General features: G+C 67.2%; 19 protein-coding genes. 6 read left to right on the top strand and 13 right to left on the bottom strand.

Translation table 11 applies throughout. From position 1 onward, the window contains the following. Positions 1-82: 82 nt before the first annotated feature. The 7 genes from hflX to miaA form a co-directional block, all read right to left on the bottom strand. Positions 83-1,582, bottom strand: a complete 1,500-nt coding sequence (gene hflX, locus OG801_RS18640) for a GTPase HflX (protein WP_406030416.1) — start codon at positions 1,580-1,582, stop codon at positions 83-85. Positions 1,583-1,654: 72 nt separating this feature from the next. Further along, on the bottom strand, positions 1,655-3,286 hold the full coding sequence (locus OG801_RS18635; protein ID WP_406030414.1) for a VWA domain-containing protein: 1,632 nt from the start codon (positions 3,284-3,286) through the stop codon (positions 1,655-1,657). 102 nt (positions 3,287-3,388) lie between these two features. Then, positions 3,389-4,165, bottom strand: coding sequence for an SDR family NAD(P)-dependent oxidoreductase (locus tag OG801_RS18630; RefSeq protein ID WP_091051594.1), 777 nt, complete (start codon positions 4,163-4,165; stop codon positions 3,389-3,391). A gap of 60 nt (positions 4,166-4,225) precedes the next feature. Continuing rightward, entirely contained in the window at positions 4,226-5,077 is an 852-nt protein-coding gene (dapF, locus tag OG801_RS18625; protein WP_355019949.1) for a diaminopimelate epimerase, read from the bottom strand. Continuing rightward, complete coding sequence (locus OG801_RS18620) at positions 5,077-5,706, bottom strand: pyridoxamine 5'-phosphate oxidase family protein (protein WP_355019950.1); 630 nt, start codon at positions 5,704-5,706, stop codon at positions 5,077-5,079. The genes dapF and OG801_RS18620 overlap by 1 nt, the downstream gene beginning before the upstream one ends. Positions 5,707-5,759: 53 nt before the next feature. After that, a complete protein-coding gene (locus OG801_RS18615; RefSeq protein ID WP_406030411.1) occupies positions 5,760-6,689 on the bottom strand; it encodes a helix-turn-helix transcriptional regulator in 930 nt (309 codons plus the stop codon). Continuing rightward, positions 6,686-7,618, bottom strand: a complete 933-nt coding sequence (miaA, locus tag OG801_RS18610) for a tRNA (adenosine(37)-N6)-dimethylallyltransferase MiaA (protein ID WP_406030409.1) — start codon at positions 7,616-7,618, stop codon at positions 6,686-6,688. Before miaA ends, OG801_RS18615 begins: the two co-directional genes overlap by 4 nt. A 120-nt stretch (positions 7,619-7,738) precedes the next feature. Here miaA and OG801_RS18605 point away from each other — a divergent pair, with 120 nt between their 5' ends. Beyond that, the gene (locus tag OG801_RS18605) at positions 7,739-7,933 is read left to right on the top strand and encodes an antitoxin (RefSeq protein ID WP_091051581.1); all 195 of its coding nucleotides are present in this window, start codon (positions 7,739-7,741) and stop codon (positions 7,931-7,933) included. A 259-nt stretch (positions 7,934-8,192) separates the two neighbouring features. After that, a complete protein-coding gene (locus OG801_RS18600; RefSeq protein ID WP_406030407.1) occupies positions 8,193-8,495 on the top strand; it encodes a hypothetical protein in 303 nt (100 codons plus the stop codon). A gap of 79 nt (positions 8,496-8,574) precedes the next feature. Here the strand turns inward: OG801_RS18600 and OG801_RS18595 are convergent, their stop codons facing one another. Together OG801_RS18595 and miaB are read right to left on the bottom strand one after the other, a co-directional pair. Next, on the bottom strand, positions 8,575-9,507 hold the full coding sequence (locus tag OG801_RS18595) for a zinc metalloprotease (protein ID WP_355019954.1): 933 nt from the start codon (positions 9,505-9,507) through the stop codon (positions 8,575-8,577). 107 nt (positions 9,508-9,614) lie between these two features. Next, complete coding sequence (gene miaB / locus OG801_RS18590) at positions 9,615-11,120, bottom strand: tRNA (N6-isopentenyl adenosine(37)-C2)-methylthiotransferase MiaB (RefSeq protein WP_406030405.1); 1,506 nt, start codon at positions 11,118-11,120, stop codon at positions 9,615-9,617. A gap of 157 nt (positions 11,121-11,277) precedes the next feature. Here miaB and OG801_RS18585 point away from each other — a divergent pair, with 157 nt between their 5' ends. The 4 genes from OG801_RS18585 to OG801_RS18570 all read left to right on the top strand — a co-directional run bounded on the left by OG801_RS18585 (position 11,278) and on the right by OG801_RS18570 (position 14,668). Then, complete coding sequence (locus tag OG801_RS18585; protein ID WP_406030403.1) at positions 11,278-12,054, top strand: amino acid ABC transporter ATP-binding protein; 777 nt, start codon at positions 11,278-11,280, stop codon at positions 12,052-12,054. Between the two features lie 74 nt (positions 12,055-12,128). After that, a complete protein-coding gene (locus OG801_RS18580; protein ID WP_406030401.1) occupies positions 12,129-12,941 on the top strand; it encodes a glutamate ABC transporter substrate-binding protein in 813 nt (270 codons plus the stop codon). Between the two features lie 132 nt (positions 12,942-13,073). Next, positions 13,074-13,775, top strand: a complete 702-nt coding sequence (locus OG801_RS18575) for an amino acid ABC transporter permease (RefSeq protein WP_406030399.1) — start codon at positions 13,074-13,076, stop codon at positions 13,773-13,775. Continuing rightward, complete coding sequence (locus OG801_RS18570; RefSeq protein WP_406030397.1) at positions 13,772-14,668, top strand: amino acid ABC transporter permease; 897 nt, start codon at positions 13,772-13,774, stop codon at positions 14,666-14,668. Before OG801_RS18575 ends, OG801_RS18570 begins: the two co-directional genes overlap by 4 nt. Positions 14,669-15,566: 898 nt before the next feature. Here OG801_RS18570 and OG801_RS18565 read toward each other — a convergent pair. The 4 genes from OG801_RS18565 to OG801_RS18550 all read right to left on the bottom strand — a co-directional run bounded on the left by OG801_RS18565 (position 15,567) and on the right by OG801_RS18550 (position 17,674). After that, a complete protein-coding gene (locus OG801_RS18565; RefSeq protein ID WP_355021759.1) occupies positions 15,567-16,034 on the bottom strand; it encodes a hotdog fold domain-containing protein in 468 nt (155 codons plus the stop codon). Positions 16,035-16,083: 49 nt separating this feature from the next. Continuing rightward, on the bottom strand, positions 16,084-16,260 hold the full coding sequence (locus OG801_RS18560) for a metal-sensing transcriptional repressor (protein WP_406030395.1): 177 nt from the start codon (positions 16,258-16,260) through the stop codon (positions 16,084-16,086). Between the two features lie 239 nt (positions 16,261-16,499). Continuing rightward, positions 16,500-16,880 (bottom strand): VOC family protein, encoded by a 381-nt coding sequence (locus OG801_RS18555; protein ID WP_406030393.1) that lies wholly within the window; start codon positions 16,878-16,880, stop codon positions 16,500-16,502. Beyond that, positions 16,877-17,674, bottom strand: a complete 798-nt coding sequence (locus OG801_RS18550; protein ID WP_406030392.1) for a methyltransferase domain-containing protein — start codon at positions 17,672-17,674, stop codon at positions 16,877-16,879. Before OG801_RS18550 ends, OG801_RS18555 begins: the two co-directional genes overlap by 4 nt. Between the last annotated feature and the right edge of the window lie 60 nt (positions 17,675-17,734).

The raw sequence follows: 17,734 nt of genomic DNA, 5'->3' as shown, positions 1-17,734 counted from the left end.
CCGAGACTGATCGTCCCAAGTGTGCGGGACGATCCTGGCATCACCAATCTCGAAACGCCGGATCAGAGTGCGCGCTCCGCGCTCAGTTCGTGTACGCAGCCAGCTCGCCGGCCAGGTCCGCGTTGGCGCGGCCCTTGACGACGGTGCCTTCGGCGGTGTGCTCGAGGTGGTCGATCTCGCCGTGCTGGTGGATCCGGTTGACCAGGTCACCCCGCTCGTAGGGAACCAGCGCGGAGAACTCGACGCCCGGCCGCGGCAGGTCGGTCTCGACGGCCTTGATGGCCGCGTCGATGCCCTCGCCGGTCTTGGCCGAGACCGCGACCGAGTGAGGTTCGGCGCGCAACAGCCTGGCGATCACCAGCGGGTCGGAGATGTCGGCCTTGTTGATCACGACCAGCTCCGGCACCTCGCTGGCACCGATCTCGGCGAAGACCTCACGCACCGCCGCCAGCTGACCCTCGGGGTCGGGGTGGGAGCCGTCGACGACGTGCACGACCAGGTCGGCGTCGGCGACCTCCTCCAGCGTCGAGCGGAAGGCCTCGACGAGCTGGTGGGGCAGGTGACGCACGAAACCGACGGTGTCGGACATCGTGTAGACCCGCCCGTCCTCGGTGGTGGTGCGGCGGGTGGTCGGGTCCAGGGTCGCGAAGAGCGCGTCCTCGACGAGCACCCCGGCACCGGTGAGCCGGTTGAGCAGCGACGACTTGCCGGCGTTGGTGTAGCCGGCGATCGCGACCGCCGGGATGTGGTGGCGCTTCCGGTCGGCACGCTTGGTGTCGCGGGTGCCCTTCATCGCCTTCAGCTCACGGTTGAGCTTGGCGATCTTGGTGTTGATCCGGCGGCGGTCGGTCTCGATCTTGGTCTCACCGGGACCACGGCCACCGATACCGGCACCACCGGCGACGCGGCCACCGGCCTGGCGGGACAGGTTGCCACCCCAACCACGAAGCCGCTGCTTCATGTAGCTGAGCTGGGCGAGCTCGACCTGTGCCTGGCCCTCGCGGGACTTGGCGTGCTGGGCGAAGATGTCGAGGATCAGCGCGGTCCGGTCGACGACCTTGACCCCGGTGCGGTCCTCGAGGTTCCTGAGCTGGCTCGGGGCCAGCTCGCCGTCGGCGATCACGGTGTCGGCGCCGGTCGCGGCGACGATCTCCTTGAGCGCCTCGACCTTGCCGCGTCCGATGTACGTCGCGGGGTCGGGCGCCTGGCGACGCTGGTAGATCGCCTCGAGCACCTCCGAGCCGGCCGTCTCGGCGAGGAGCGCGAGCTCGGCCAGGGAGTTCTCGGCGTCGGTCTGGGTGCCGCCGGCCCACACGCCCACGAGCACCACTCGCTCCAGGCGAAGCTGGCGGTATTCGACCTCGGTGATGTCCTCGAGCTCGGTGCGCAGGCTGGCGACGCGCTTGAGCGCGTGCCGCTCGGCGAGCTCCATGGCACCGACGGTCGGGTCGATGTCTTCGGGATCCTCGTCGGCATAACCCGACTCGCTGTACCCAATTTCTTGGTTGTCGTCGAGCGCGTCCCAGTCCTCGGTGGCCTCGAGCTCGTCAGCGAGTGAAAAATCGTGTGCGTTGTTCGTCATATACCAACAAGGATACGGCGCCGCACCACCCGGGGGACAATGCTTATCCACAAGCCCGATCCGGGGCCGGTCTCAGCGTTGCCCGAGCGCCTCTCGAAGGACCTGCCCGACGTCCTCCGGCCGATCGGCGACGTACGCGGCCCCGCCGGTCGCATCGGCGATCGCCTGCAGCGTACCGAGGTCGGCGTCGGCGGTGATCCCGATCCCCAGGACGCGGACCGGCCGCCGTGGGTCGGAGGCAGCCTCGAGCTGGCGTACGAGCTCGGCCACGTCGATCGAGTCGGGGTCGTCGTTGGTGCCGTCGGTGAAGAGGAGCACGTCGTTGGAGGCCAGCGGGTCGTAGGAGGCGACCGCGGCCTGATAGGCCGCCAGGGCGGTGTCGTGCAGGGATGTGCCGCCGCCGGTGCGCGCGGTGAGACCGGCGATCTCCTCGGTCAGCTGCGCGCGCTGGTTCTTCGAGGCCAGCTGACGGGTGGGGACGAGCACCTTGTGGTCGGCTCCCAGCGTGCCCTCGGTCTTCTCGGAGAAGGCCCAGAGCCCGATCGCGGCGCCGCCGGGAAGGAGATCGACGGCCTCCGAGGCCGCCTCCTGGGTGAGCTGGAGGCGGGTGGTGGCGCTGTCGGGAGCGGTCGGCCACGCCATCGAGCCGGAGACGTCCATGACCGCGATCGCCCGGGTCGGCCGAAGCCTGGCGCTCCACTCCGAGGCCGTCTCCGCGACCGCGGCCGAGTCGACGCGGGTGTACGCGCCCACGTTGGGCGCCGGTTTGCCGGCTCCGGTGGTGCGGAACCCGGCCTGGGTCAGCGCGGTGTCGGTGGCACCGCTGTCGAGCACCCTGGCGAAGCTGGTGATCGAGGCGGCGATCGAGTTTCGGCGCGAGGCGTCCGCGGTGATCAGGACCGGGTAGTCGAGGACCACCGTGCCCTCCTTCGGGGCACTGGCCTTCAACGTCGGCGCGTACGTCGACCACTGCTGCTCGCTGGTCGCGGTCACTCCGCCCATGACCGTCTGCAGCTCGGCCAGGCGTCCCGAGTCGGTCGGCCCGGCGCCCTCCTCGCCGGAGGCGAGCCGCTCTGCGAACGGCTCCAGCTTGGCCTCGCTCTGGGGCTTCCCCCGGCTCGCGACGGCCGTGCCGAGAGCGCTCATCATCCGCTGAGGGTCGCCCATCAGCAGGTCGTCCTCGGCGAAGGCCTCGGCGTACGAGGTGCGGGTGAGCCCGTCGCCGGAGACGAGCACGACCGGCGAGGAGGCCATCGAGTCCCGCAGCGTCACCGGCTCGGCGGCCGGGTCGACCCGGTCCAGCCAGACCGAGGAGTCGGGGATCCACACATCGGGGAGATCGCCGTCGAGCGCCAGCGGCGCAAGGACCTGGTCGGCCTTCGCCGACTCCACCTCGATCTGGCCACAGCCGGCGTCCTCGAGGATGTTGCCCACTGCGGTCGCCGCCTCGGGAGCCACCGCGACCGTCATCTCCGGGCCGAGACAGGTCCGGTCGTCGGTCGAGTCCGCGTTGCCGTTGGCGACCAGCGCGGTCGCGATCAGGCACACGGCCAGTACGCCGGCCGCACCGGCGATCACCCCGATCGTCTCCCGCGTCAGTCGTGGCTCGCGCGGGGGCTCGCCCGTTCCCGCCGGCCCCGTGGGCTCGTCGGACTCGATGATCGCGAGCGCTTTCGACGTACTGGTGTCCGCCTTATCGGACATGCGAACTCCTTGCTCCGACATTCCGCGGAGCGGTCTGAAACTGTCCGCGGCTGGCGCACACATTAGCGGTGCGCCAGCCGTCGGGGTACATCTTGCCTTCAGTTACTTCGGTGGCATCCGGATGCCACCGTCGACGCGGATCGTCTCGCCGTTCATGTAGTCGTTGGTCAGACACTCCACGACCATGCTGGCCAGCTCCGCCGGCTCACCGAGCCGGTGCGGGAACAGCACGCTCTCGCCGAGCTTGGCCTTGAACGCCTCCGACTCCGGGCCCTCGCCGTAGATCGGGGTGTCGATCAGCCCCGGGGCGACGGTGTTGACGCGGATGCCGACCGCGGCGAGGTCGCGCGCGAGCGGGAGGGTGAGGCCGACGACGCCGCCCTTGGACGAGGAGTAGGACACCTGTCCGATCTGGCCGTCGAAGGCCGCCACGCTGGCGAGGTTGACGATCGCGCCACGCTGCCCGTTGGCGTCGGGCTCGTTGCGGCTGATGTAGGTCGCGGCCTGGCGGCACATGTCGAAGGTGCCGATCAGGTTGATCGCGATGACCTTCTTGTACGCATCCAGGTCGTGCGCCGAGCCGATCTGGCCGTCGCGTCCGATGGTGCGCTGCGCCCAGCCGATCCCGGCCGAGTTGACCACCGCCTTCAGCGGCGCGATCTCCACGGCCCTCTCCACGGCGTTGGTGATCTGGTCGGTGTCAGTGACATCGACGGGCACGAACAGGCCCTTGATCTCCTCCGCCAGGGCCTCGCCCTTGTCCTTCTGCATGTCCGCGACGATCACCGTCGCACCCTTGGCCGCCAGCGCCCGGGCGGTCGCCGCCCCGATCCCACTGGCCGCACCGGTCACGATCGCTGTGCTATCAGTCAACTCCATGGGCAGCACCATAGACGTGACCACCCTCACGATGGTGAATACCCGTTAACCGTCTCGCAGTCAGAGCGCGGTGGTGCCTTCGGCGATCAGGACCGCCGGCCCGGTGAGCAGCACCCGGTCGTCGGTCGTCCAGGTGACGTGGAGCGTGCCGCCAGGAACATCGACCCGGTACGTCACATCAGCATCGCGCGCGATCGCGAGACCGTCGGCCTCGGCGGCCGCGACCATCACCGCGCATGCTCCGGTGCCACACGAGCGGGTCTCCCCCGCGCCGCGCTCGAAGACCCGCATCGCGACGTGACGCTCGGCGACGCGTTCGAAGAACTCCACGTTGACTCCGTGCGGATAGACCGCCTCGTCGAAGATCGGGGAGTCGTAGAGGTCACCGACGGGACCGTGTGGGTCGATCGAGTCGACCTCGGCGGCGGCGTGCGGGTTGCCCATGTCGACGTTGCAGGCCGACCAGAAGTGGTGGGCGACGGTGACCTGGGTCGACCCGAGCAGCTTCGGCGAGCCCAGGTCGGCGGTCCAGACGTCTCCGGACGCCCGGAGGGTCTTGTCGCCCGCGCGGGTCGCGAAGGTGACCTCGTCGCCGGCGAGCCCGGCGGAGCGCAGATACTCCGCGAAGACCCGAGTGCCGTTGCCGCACATCTCGGCCCGGGTGCCGTCGGCGTTGCGGTAGTCCATGAACCACTCGGCGTCGCTGACCGGACGGTCCTCACCGGTGTAGGCGGCGGTCCGGATCACCCGCAGGATCCCGTCGCCGCCGATGCCGGCACGGCGGTCGCACAGCGCCCGGACCCGGTCGGCCATCGCCTCGTCCGAGAGGGCGCCGTGCACCGACCCGTCGACGTCGGGCAGCAGCACGAAGTCGTTCTCCGTGCCGTGTCCCTTCAGATACGGGTAGGACATCAGTAGAGGGACTTCGAGTAGGTGTCGGTGCGGTAGTAGTCCTCCATCTCGGCAAGCGTACGCGGGTCGTTCTCGACCTGCTTGGCGATGACCGCACGCTTGGGGAGGTGGTCGGGGTCCCACGTCTCCGGGTCCCACAGGCCCGAGCGCAGGAACGCCTTCGCGCAGTGGAAGAAGATGTCGTCGATGTCGACGACCAGGGCGAGGATCGGCCTCTTGCCCTTCACGACCATCTCGTCGAAGAACGGTGCGTCCGAGACCAGCCGGGCACGGCCGTTGATCCGCAGCGTGTCGCCGCGGCCCGGGATCAGGAAGTTGAGCCCGACGTGCGGGTTGGCCAGTACGTTGCGGTAGCCGTCGACCCGCTTGTTGCCCGGCCGCTCCGCGATCGCGATCGTCTTGTCGTCGATGACGTGCACCAGCGACCCGGCCGGGTCCCCCTTGGGCGAGGCGTCGCAGTTGCCGGCGGTGTCCGACGTCGCGAGCACGCAGAACGGCGTCGCGGCGAGCCACTGCCTGTCGATGTCGAGGAGCGCCGGGCGCCCCTTGGTCGCTGCCCGCTCGTGCGGCACGCCGACCAGGTCGACGAGCTCCTCGATTGTGCTGATCTCAGTCCAGGTAGGGGTCACGGCCTCAGGGTACGAGGCGGGCGCGCGGGCGGCCGAATCATTTCGCCGCTCGCTCAGACCGTCGGGACCTCGCCCCGGCGGGCCCGCAGCCACTCGATCGGGTCGCCCCGGTCGACCTCGACACCGGCCATCCGGAGCATCATCCGGGCCAGCAGACGCCGATGGGCTGCGTACGTCAGGACGTGGGCGACCACCGAACCGATCTGGAAGCTCTCCGGCGGCTCGCACAGGGCGTCGATGAGCCGGTCCTCCCAGGCCCCGCGCCGCTCGATGTCGCGTACGACCGCCAGCCACCGCGCCGCCACGGCCTCGTGCCGCTCGACCAGCGCGACGACCGAGTCCGTGCGGCTCCGGACCGGCATCGCGAGGCCCTCGATCGAGGCCACCCAGCACTCCTTGGCCCACACCGTCGCCTCCAGAACCTGCGCGAGCGACTCCTCCGGGCCGTCCCACTCCAGCACCTCATGGCCGGCCAGCCGCACCTGGGTGAGCACCTCCGCGGGCAGTCCCTTGGCGAGGTCGAGCAACGCTCGGGTGTCGTCGAGGTCGTGCAGGACAAGCTGCTCGGTCAGCGGAGAGAGCACCCGCTCCTGGGAGTCGACCCACAGCGACTCCGGCGGATGGAAGTGGATCCCGTTCGGCGCCGGTAGCCAGTGGCTGAGCGCGGCGGTGCTCGGGGGGTGCCCGAAGGCCTTCGCATAGGCCCGCGAGAACCCTTCCACCGACTCGTACCCGGCGGCCCAGGCGGCATCGGTCACCGTGCCACCGTGCTGCAGCTGCCACGCGGCCCGCTCCAGCATCACCCGCCGCCGCATCGCCACCGGCGGCTCGCCCGCGCCCCGGGAGAGCAGCCGGTTGAAGTGATAGGGCGAGGTGTAGGCGTCGCCGGCCATCTGCGCCAGCGTGCGCGGCTCTCCGGCGTCGGCACCGTCGAGCACCGCGTCGAGCAGCTCCCGCAGCCGGTCACGCTCGTTCCCTCTCACGGTGCCACCTCCCGCACGGCCGCGACGGCCTTCTCCATACGGGACGGATCGTCGTACGAGACCCATACGACCCGCGGATCCTTGCGGAACCAGGCGTCCTGCCGGCGTGCGAACTGCCTGGTCTTGATGGCGGTTCTCTCCACGGCATCCTCCAGCGTCGTCTCCCCCGCGAGATAGGCGGCGACCTCCTTGTAGCCGATGGCCTTCGACGCGGTCCGCGACCGCCCCAGACCGGCCTCCAGGAGCCGGGCCACCTCGTCGATGAACCCGGACTCGAACATCTCCGAGACCCGCTGCCGGATGCGTACGTCCAGAGCTTCCCGGGAGATGTCGACGCCGATCTGGATGGAGGCCGGGTCGTGGTAGACCTGCTCGGGCAGTCGTGCGCTGAACGGCTCACCGGTCAGCTCGATGACCTCCAGAGCGCGTACGACGCGGCGACCGTTGTCGATCTCGATCCGCTCCGCCGCGACCGGATCCAGGGCTCGCAGGCGGTCGTGAAGTGCCTTCTCGCCTGCGGTTTCGAGCTCCTTCTCCAGTCGCTCACGCACCTCCTCCGAGGTCCCGGGGAACTCGAACCGGTCCAGGATCGCTCGCGTGTAGAGAGCACTGCCGCCGACCAGCACGGGTGTCTTCCCAGCCTTGCGAAGCGTCGCGATCTCCTCGCGCGCCAGTGCCTGGAAGTCGGCGACGGAGGCCGGTTCGGCGATGTCGAGGAGGTCGAGCAGATGGTGCGGGATCCCGCGCCGCTCCGCGACCGGCAGCTTCGCCGTCCCGATGTCCATGCCGCGATAGACCTGCATCGCGTCGGTGTTGATGATCTCTCCCCCGAGAGTCTCGGCGAGGTCGAGCGAGAGCGACGTCTTCCCTGCTGCGGTGGCTCCGACGACGGCCACGATCGGGGTGGCGGACAGGGGAAAAGATCCCAAGTCGCGTAGTCCGGATGACCCATCCGGGTCGCGTGTCCCCCTGTTGCTGTCGTACTCCATGCAGTTAGTCTGGCCGCAAGTTGGCTCAAACGGGGAGCCACCGATCCAGAGGGGGGAAGCATGAGCTTCTTGGACAAGGCAAAGGATCTCATCGGGCAGGGCGTCGACAAGGTCGGTGCCGACAAGGTCGGCGAGGGCCTGGACAAGGCCGGTGAGTTCGCCGATGAGAAGACCGGTGGCAAGTTCAGCGACCAGATCGACCAGGGCGTCGAGACTGCCAAGAACGAAGCAGAGAAGCTGGACGGCGGCAACTGAGCCCTCCACACGCCACGAGGCGGGGAGCGACCCACACCGGGTTGCTCCCCGCCTCGCGTTTACGTCCCGTTACACCCAGCTGACTTTTTGCGTGTCGACTTTCGAAACACTGTTACGAACCTGTTGCGACTCGTGCCGTCACCTGGAACGGTCTAGACCGTCTCATTCTCGTCTCACCGAATGAGGCAGCCGGGGGGGCGGACGTGCGATGCACGTTCGATTCCGGTCCAATCACAACTACTCGGAAGTGTGGACCAATATGTCTGAGAACTACGGCAACAGCGACGAGCAGCAGAACTACGGCCAGGAGGGTGGCTTCGGCGGCCAGGAGTCCAGCGAGGGCTCGTCCTACGGCTCCGACGAGGGCTCGAGCGAGGGCGGTTCCTCCTACGGCGAGCAGTCCAACGAGGGCGGCTCCTACGGCGGCGGCGAGCAGTCCGAGGGTGGCCAGAGCGAGGGCGGCTTCGGCGGCCAGGAGCAGTCCGAGGGCTCTTCCTACGACTCCGACGAGGGCTCGAACGAGGGCGGCTTCGGCGGCGAGCAGAGCCAGTCGCAGTACTGATCCAGCACTGCTGATCACACACGGATCGAGCGCCGGGCCCGCAAGGGACCCGGCGCTCGGCGCGTATGTCAGGCGACGATCAGGCGCGGTACGCCACCCACCCGTCGATCATGCGCTGCACCTGACCCGGCGTGAACTCGTCCATGCACGCGTCCTCGGTGTAGTCCATGAAGTTGTGGATCGGGTCGAGGCCCGGAGCGGTGCAGGTGTCGGAGCCCTCCGGGCAGCCGAAGGCCGGCGCGGCCTCGGCCGGGGTGTCGGCGACCTGGTCACCCTTGCCACGACAGCCACCCTGGAAGGTGTGGTAGAGGTGCAGCCAGTGGCCGACCTCGTGGGTTGCCGTGTCGCCCTCGTCGTACGGGGCCGCCGAGCCGCCCGGCAGCGACTCGCCAAGGATGACCACACCGTCCTGCGACCCGATGTTCTTGGTCGGGAAGGTCGCCCAGCCGAGCAGACCATCGTCGATCTCGCCGATGTAGACGTTGAGCGCGTTGTCACCGCCCTGGCGCAGGGACGACTTCATGTCCCGCTCCCCGGTCGAGCCGGAGATGATCGGGTACCAGGCCGGGTTGATCGTGGTCTCCTGGCCGGCCACCTCGAAGGAGAACGGCGTGCCGGCGTACGCCGCGTTGAGCACGTCGATCTGGGCGTCGATGTTCGCCTGCGGGACGGCGCCGGTGGTGGCGTTCTCCTGGATGACGTGGATGTAGGTCGGGATGGTCGTCGCGGCGAGGTTGGCGCTGCCGCCCTTCTTCCCCTGCGCGGCCAGCGCGCTGGAGAGCGCCTTCTCCTTGGCGTCGGCCTGCTTAGCGGTCAGATGGTTCGTGTCGCGGACCTGCTTGGCCCCTTCGGCGACGCGGGCGGCGCCGACCTCGTGCGGGTCGAAGCAGGCATCTCCTCCTGCGGACGCCTGCATGGCGCCCGCTGGGGCCGCGGCTGCCAGGCCTGACGCCACGAGAACACCGAGTGCGCCCATCGCCGCTGCTCTGTTGACCAGCTTGGGAATCGACATGGGGGTATCCCTTCCTGAGACAAGTTGCCTCAGGCTAGAGCAGGAATACCCTCAGGGGGAGGGGTACTACGGAGAATTTGCTGTTCGTGCGGCAGCCAGCCGAACGATCATCCGCACGCCGGCGCAGCGGGCAGCGGAGCGGGAACGCCGACCGACGGCATGCCGAGCCCGACCGAAGCGGCCTCGGGCTCGGGGCGGCCCTGGCGCGCCTCCCAGGCGTCACCGGAACGGGTGCGGCGTACCTCGAGCACGGGGTTGTCGGCGACCAGGTGGTGCGGGGCCGCGTAGGTGACCTCGACCTTCACCATGTCGCCGGGACGTACGCCCTCGGCTCCGGCCGCGTTGAAGTGGACCAGCCGGTTGTCGGGAGCACGACCGGAGAGCCGGTGGGTCTCGGCATCCTTGCGGCCCTCGCCCTCGGCGACCATCAGCTCGAGCGTACGTCCGACGTTCTTCTTGTTCTCCTCGTAGGCGATCTCGTTGACGAGGTCGACGAGCCGGCCGTAGCGGTCCTTCACGACCTCGGGAGAGATCTGGTCGGGGAGATCGGCGGCGGGGGTGCCGGGACGCTTGGAGTACTGGAACGTGAAGGCGGAGGCGAAGCGCGACTCACGGACCACGTCGAGGGTGGCCTGGAAGTCCTCCTCGGTCTCCCCCGGGAAGCCGACGATGATGTCGGTGGTGATCGCCGCGTGCGGGATCGCCGCGCGGACCCGCTCGATGATGCCGAGGAACTTGGTCGACCGGTAGGAGCGGCGCATCGCCTTGAGCACGCGGTCGGAACCCGACTGTAGCGGCATGTGCAGCGACGGCATCACGTTGGGCGTCTCGGCCATCGCGTCGATGACGTCGTCGGTGAACTCGGCCGGGTGCGGGCTGGTGAACCGGACCCGCTCCAGTCCCTCGATCTCCCCACAGGCGCGCAGCAGCTTCGAGAAGGCCTGCCGGTCGCCGAACTCGACGCCGTAGGCGTTGACGTTCTGGCCCAGCAGGGTCACCTCGGTGACACCCTCGGCGACCAGCGCCTCGATCTCGGCGAGGATCTCGCCCGGTCGTCGGTCCTTCTCCTTGCCGCGCAGGCTCGGGACGATGCAGAAGGTGCAGGTGTTGTTGCAGCCCACGCTCACCGACACCCAGGCGGCATAGGCCGACTCGCGCTTGGTCGGCAGCGTGGACGGGAAGACCTCGAGGGACTCCAGGATCTCGACCTGGGCCTCCTCCTGCACCCGGGCCCGCTCGAGCAGCACCGGGAGCGAGCCGATGTTGTGCGTCCCGAACACCACGTCGACGTACGGCGCCTTCTTCGTGATCGTCGCGCGGTCCTTCTGCGCGAGGCAGCCACCTACGGCGATCTGGAGGTCCGGGTTGGCCTCCTTGATCGGGGCCAGGTGGGAGAGGTTGCCGTAGAGCTTGTTGTCGGCGTTCTCCCGGACCGCGCATGTGTTGAAGACGACCACGTCGGCCTGCGTGCCCTCGGTCGCCTTCAGATAGCCAGCATCCTCCAGCAGCCCGGAGAGGCGCTCGGAGTCGTGGACGTTCATCTGGCACCCGTAGGTGCGGACTTCGTAGGTGCGCACCGCCGAAGCGGAGCCAGAGGCGATCGACGTAGTCATAGCGCCTTCAAGCGTACGACCGCAGGGGCCGCGTTGAGGAATCCAGCGCGGATGACCGGTGCAGCGGGCGTACCGAATCTTGTTGGTTATCTGGTTGTAACCGATCCCGGGGGCCAAGTCATAGATGTGCAATGCAGGATGTGGTTAGGTCTGCGGCATGACCGTGCTTGACACCGAACCCGCCAGCGCACCTTCGGGAGACGCCTTGGTGGTTCTTGACCATGTCGACAAGCACTACGGCGACCTGCACGTGCTCCGGGACATCAACTTGGAGATCAAGCGTGGCGAGGTCGTCGTGGTGATCGGGCCGTCGGGCTCGGGGAAGTCGACTCTCTGCCGCGCGATCAACCGCCTGGAGACGATCGACTCGGGCACGATCAAGCTCGATGGCAAGGAGCTGCCAGCAGAGGGCAAGGGCCTGGCCAAGCTGCGCGCCGAGGTCGGGATGGTCTTCCAGAGCTTCAACCTCTTCGCCCACAAGACGATCCTGCAGAACGTCACGCTCGGCCCGATGAAGGTGCGCAAGCTCAAGAAGTCCGCGGCTGAGGCCGAGGCCAAGAAGCTGCTCGACCGCGTCGGCGTGGGCGTCCAGGCGAGCAAGTACCCTGCGCAGCTCTCCGGTGGTCAGCAGCAGCGCGTCGCCATCGCCCGGGCGCTGGCGATGAAGCCGCAGGTGATGCTCTTCGACGAGCCCACCTCCGCGCTCGACCCGGAGATGGTCAAGGAGGTGCTCGACGTCATGGTCAGCCTCGCCAAGGAGGGCATGACGATGATCGTGGTCACCCACGAGATGGGCTTCGCCCGCGTCGCCGCCGACCGCGTCGTCTTCATGGCCGATGGCCAGATCGTCGAGTCGAACACCCCGAGCGAGTTCTTCGACAACCCGCAGTCCGAGCGCGCCAAGGACTTCCTCGGCAAGATCCTCAAGCACTGAACGTACGTCTCGGGTGAGCCCTGGGCTCGCGAACCCTGCAACGCACCAACCCTTAACTCCAGAAGGTGGAAACGATGAAGTTCACGAAGATCGCCGCGACCCTGGGCGCTCTCGCGCTCACGGGCTCGCTCGCTGCCTGTGGTGGTAGCGACGACACCGGCTCCGACGCCGGCGGCGACAAGATCAAGATCGGCATCAAGTTCGACCAGCCGGGCCTCGGTTTCAAGGAGGCCGACGGTGACTACTCCGGCTTCGACGTCGACATGGCGGAGTACATCGCCGAGGGCCTGGGCTACGACGACGACCAGATCGAGTGGGTCGAGGCCGTCTCCGCCAACCGCGAGACGTTCCTCAAGGACGGCTCGGTCGACATGATCCTGGCCACCTACTCGATCACCGACGAGCGCAAGGCAGAGGTCGACTTCGCCGGTCCTTACTACGTCGCCGGTCAGGACCTCCTCGTCCGCGCCGACGACTCCTCCATCGCGGGTCCGGAGGACATGAAGGGCAAGAAGATCTGCTCCGTCACCGGCTCTACCTCCGCCCAGAAGGTCAAGGACGAGTACGGCGCCGTGCCGCAGGAGTTCGACTCCTACAGCAAGTGCATCAACGCGCTCCAGGGCGGCCAGATCGATGCCCTGACCACCGACGACATCATTCTGGCAGGCTACGCCGAGCAGTTCCCCGGTGAGTTCAAGATCGTCGGCCAGCCGTTCTCCGAGGAGAACTACGGCGTCGGCCTGCCCAAGGGCAGCGAGGACCGCGACAAGATCAACGACCTGATCGAGAAGTCCTTCGAGGACGGCGCTTGGGAAGAGGCGTTCAACGACAACCTCGGCAACTCCGGCTACGAGCTGCCGGAGCCGCCGACTGTCGACCGCTACTGAGCGAGGCGTTCAGCCAGACCCGAGTCGGCGGATCCTGACCCTATTGCTCGCTTCGCTTCGCACGAAGCGGGTCAGGATCCGCCGACTCGGGGCGAGCCATAAGACGGACCACCAAAGAACCGAAAGTACCCAATGGACCTTTTCTCCGAGTACGGGTCGGCCATCCTCGAAGCGTTCGGGCTGACCCTGAGACTCGCCGTCTTCAGCGGTGTCTTCTCGCTCCTGCTCGGCGTCGTACTAGCCGTTTTCCGTGTCTCCCCGGTGCCGGTTCTCCGCTGGGTCGGCGCCGCGGTCGTCTACACGTTCCGCAACACGCCGCTGACGCTGGTGATGTTCTTCGCGCTCTTCGGGCTCGTTTACCAACTCCACATCTACGGCCCCCCAGACGAAGTCACGCTCTCACTGAGCGAGCAGAATTTCTGGATGGCCGTACTGGCGTTGTCCGTTTACACCTCGACGTTCGTGTGCGAGGTCCTCCGGTCCGGGATCAACACCGTTCCGCTGGGTCAGGCAGAGGCAGCACGGGCGATCGGCCTCACCTTCTCCCAGAATCTCCGGTTGATCGTCCTCCCGCAGGCGCTCCGATCGGTGCTCAGCCCGCTGGCCAGCGTCATTATCGCGATGATCAAGAACACCACGGTCGCCGTCACCATCGGGGTCGTCACCGCCACAGGCGTCAACGAAGCGTCCGGTCAGATGCGGACGATGATGGAGAACGAGGCCGACCAGATTGTGCTGATCTTCATCATCTTCTCGATCGGCTTCATGATTCTGACCCTGCCGGTCGGCTTCCTCGCCGGTTGGGCATCCAAGAAGTTCGCGGTGATCCGATGAGTGCCTCTGTTCTCTACGACGCTCCCGGCCCCCGCGCCAAGGCCCTCAACTGGGTTTACTCGGCGATCGCGCTCGTCGCGCTCGGTGCCGTCGGGTGGTTCATCTACTCGAAGTTCGAGGAGACCGGCCAGTGGGAGGCGGAGAAGTGGACGCCTTTCCTCGACGCCGATGTCTGGAACAACCTTCTGATCCCCGGCCTGATCGGCACGCTGAGCGCGTTCGCGGTCGGCTCGGTGCTCGCGCTGGTCTTCGGGTTCGTCTTCGCCGTCGGGCGGATCTCAGACCTGAAGATCATCAGTGTCCCGTGCGGTGTCGTCGTCGAGTTCTTCCGCGCGATCCCGATGCTGCTGCTGATGTTCTTCATCTACTTCATGCAGCCCTCGCTCGGGATCACGCCGACCAGCATCTTCTGGGCCGTCGTGCTCGGTCTGATGCTCTACAACGGCTCGGTCATCGCCGAGATCATCCGCGCCGGCGTGCACGCGCTTCCAAAGGGCCAGAAGGAGGCTGGCGTCGCCATCGGGCTGACGCAGGGCCAGGTCATGCGTACGATCCTGCTGCCACAGGCGGTTCGGTCGATGCTGCCCGCGATCATCGCTCAGCTCGTGGTGCTGTTGAAGGACACCGCACTGGGCTACGTGCTCGGCTACAGCGAGCTACTCAGCCAGGTCAAGCAGCTCGACGGCAACTTCCACAACCTGATCCCCGCAGCGATCGTGGTGGCAGTCATCTACATCGTCCTGAACACGATCCTGGGCCTGGTGGCCACCTGGATCGAGGCACGTACGCGGCGGGTGGGACACACCGCCGGCCCCGTCGGCCACGCCGAGGATCCGAACCTCGACGTCAACGCGCCGCATCTCCTCAACGAGGAACCGCCGACCAAAATCTGAACCCTCCGTACGCCGCAACGGCCCGCTGCCTCTCTCGGGCAGCGGGCCTCCTCGCTTACGGAGTGGGATCTTTCTAGAACCACATTCTCAGCGGGGAGGCCTGGACCGCATACATCGACACCGCGTTGACCTGATATCGCCGTGGCCCGAATGAACAAGCGGCCGGGATACGCACCTATCGGATTGAAGAGCATGGGCGCGGGGTTGCTGGCCGGCTACGCCCGATTCCCCAAACGGGAGTCCTAGGTCGCCAAGTAAATGGACTCCGCGGCCGTGCATGAGCGACTCATTCGGCGCGCCGCCGCATCATATGCGCATGCCTTAAAGAACATCGCGCCGGGCTCGGCCAGATTTTTGGTGCACTTCACCCACCTGCCGGCTCCAAGCCTGTTTCTGCAAACGAACTTCGTGGTACGCGATCCACCGGCGATCACAGACACTCTCGCGATGGCCGAGCGTCCGTCTGCTCTCATGTCTTTGACCCACACGACGTCACCGGCGCGTCGCCAGCAGGCGACTGCGCTTGATCCGCCAGCGTCAGCGTAGCTGTTGCACGTCATTCCCCGAGTTGAGGGCGCGCCAGAAGCTGACGACGGTGTGATCCAACTGAAACCAGCGAAATTGGCGGGCACCCCCCACGCCGCGAACGCCGATCCCTGCCCAAGACTAGGAGAAAGGGCGATCGCCAGGGAGAGAATGGCCAACGACAGTAAGCGAAGAAGTCCCGAATTCATTCTCCTTTAATATCAGCCAAATGGACCCTAGGAGACGGAAACGCGTAAAGACCTTCTAGCCACGCGAGAGGCCCTGAGACCCGGGATTGGTTGGGCAAGAGCGCTGATGCACGGGCCACAGAGTCGACGAACCATCCCGGAGACGCCACCACATTGGCGCGCTCTTACTTCTTCTTCGGGGTCACCCAGAGGTTGATCGTGCCCTCGATGGCCACGGTGCCGTCCTCGCGGATGCCCTTGACGCGCACTGCGAGGTCACCGTCGGCGGTGTCCCACTCCTCCTGGTCGGTCTCCGCGATGCAGGTGATGTCGGTGGAGGCCTTGGCGGTGTAGGAGACGGTCATCCCCTTCGGGATCCAGCGCTTGTCGCGCGGGATGGTGACCTCCGCAAGGGCACCCATGGCCATCTCGAGACCGTTGCACAGCGCGATGGCGTGAACGGTGCCGATGTGGTTGTGGTTGCCCTTGCGGTTGGGGACGATGACCTCGGCGTAGTTGGGTCGCAACTGGTTGACCAGCGGGTGGATGGACCCGAAGTAGGGCGCCTTCTTCGCGAACGCGACCGAGAATGCTCGCTTGCCGACAACCGGGACACGGTTGAAGGACTTCCAGAGGTCGTAGAGCTGGCTCATGGCAGTCAGGTTACCCGAGGGTAACCTCCTCCCCTCTCCTGGCCCGAGATCAGGAGAGGGAGAGGAAGACCTTCTCGAGCTCCTCGATCTGCTCCGGGCGATCCCCGTCGGCGTGCGCGCGGCGCAGCTCGTTGGAGAGCAGCGCGAAAGCCGCCTTGTCGAGGGCGCGAGTCACTGCCTTGAGCTGGCCGACCACATCGGCGAGCTCACGGCCGTCTTCAATCATGCGGAGCACGCCACCGAGCTGGCCTTGAGCCCGGCGGACTCGATTGACCACGCTCGTCGTCTCCGCGTCCCGAGGCTGGGGGACGGTCACGTCGTCAGTCAAAGTCTTGCCTTCCATCGTTTCTGGCATCATTCCTGGCTCGTTGTTGTATCCCCCGGGGGACAACGGTCCAGACCAGTTGGCGTTACGGTTCTTTTTGGTTGATTCCGGTTTTCGCCTACACGGGACGGAAGTTCGTGCTAGTTGCCCGTCGGCCACACGATCTCGACGCGGTTGCCGAACGGATCACGGACATGAAAGCGCTGGAAGCCCTCGGCGTTGTAACGCTGGCTCCAGTCGACGTCGAAGCCGAGGTCGGCCAGCCTCGCGCCCATGGCCTCCAGGCCTGCCTCGGTCTCGACCGCCAGCGCGGGATGGGCCTTGGCCTGCGGTCGGTGCGGATCCTCGACACCGAGGTGAATCTCCGCGCCGCCCGGTGAGCGGAACCAGGCGCCACCACGCTTCGCCAGCTCGGCCGGCTTCGGGACCTCGGTCAGCCCGAGCCCGTCGGCATAGAAGGTTCGGGCCTCGTCCTCGTTGCCGGCGGGCATGCCGACCTGTACGTGATGGATGCGCATCATGCCTCCAGTCTGCGGGCGACCACGAAGACGCGACGGAACGGGAGCAGGACGAAACTGTTTCCTACCGAATCGTTTCGTACCGGATAGGCCCGTGCCAGACGGTTCTTGAGCTCCTCGGCGAACGGCTCGAAGAGACCGGCCCCCTCCAGCGCGGCAGCGGTGGGACGGAGGCTCGTGCCGGCGATCCAGGTGAAGACCGGGTCCTCGCCGGTCAGCACGTGGAGGTACGTCGTCTCCCAGGCATCGACCTCGAAGCCCGCTTCCACCAGGACGTCGTAGTAGTCGGCCGGGTCGTGCGACCCGGGCGCCTCGAGGTGACGGGTGTGCTCGGCGTACGGCCCCTCGGCGGCGAGCTCCTCGCGGAGCCGGTGGCTGGGCTCGTCGAAGTTGCCCGGGACCTGGAAGGCGAACCAGCCACCCTTCCCGACCGCGCCGGCGAGCGCAGGGAGCAGGTCCAGATGACCAGGGACCCACTGGAGCGTGGCATTGGAGAGGAGTACGTCGACCGATCCCGACACCGCCGAGTCGGCCCAGTCACGAAGGTCCACCACCGCGAAGTCGACGCCGTCGATGGTCGAGCACGCCTTGTCGATCATCGGCGCACTGGAGTCGAGGCCGACAACCCTGGCCTCCGGCCAGCGACCGGCCGCGAGGGCGGTCAGGTTTCCGGGACCACAGCCGAGGTCGACCACGGTCTTCGGACGATCCGCGTCGACCCGGCGAAGGAGATCGACGAACGGCCGACCTCGCTCGTCGGAGTAGGTCAGGTAGCGCTCGGGATCCCATGCGGTCATGGCGTACGTCCTCTCGATTTCTCTTGACGTCAAGATATTCAGATCGTCCCTCCGACTTGT

Source organism: Nocardioides sp. NBC_00163, assembly GCF_045206295.1.
In the GTDB taxonomy this organism is placed as follows: domain Bacteria; phylum Actinomycetota; class Actinomycetes; order Propionibacteriales; family Nocardioidaceae; genus Nocardioides.
This window is presented reverse-complemented; position numbering and strand designations above follow the sequence as displayed.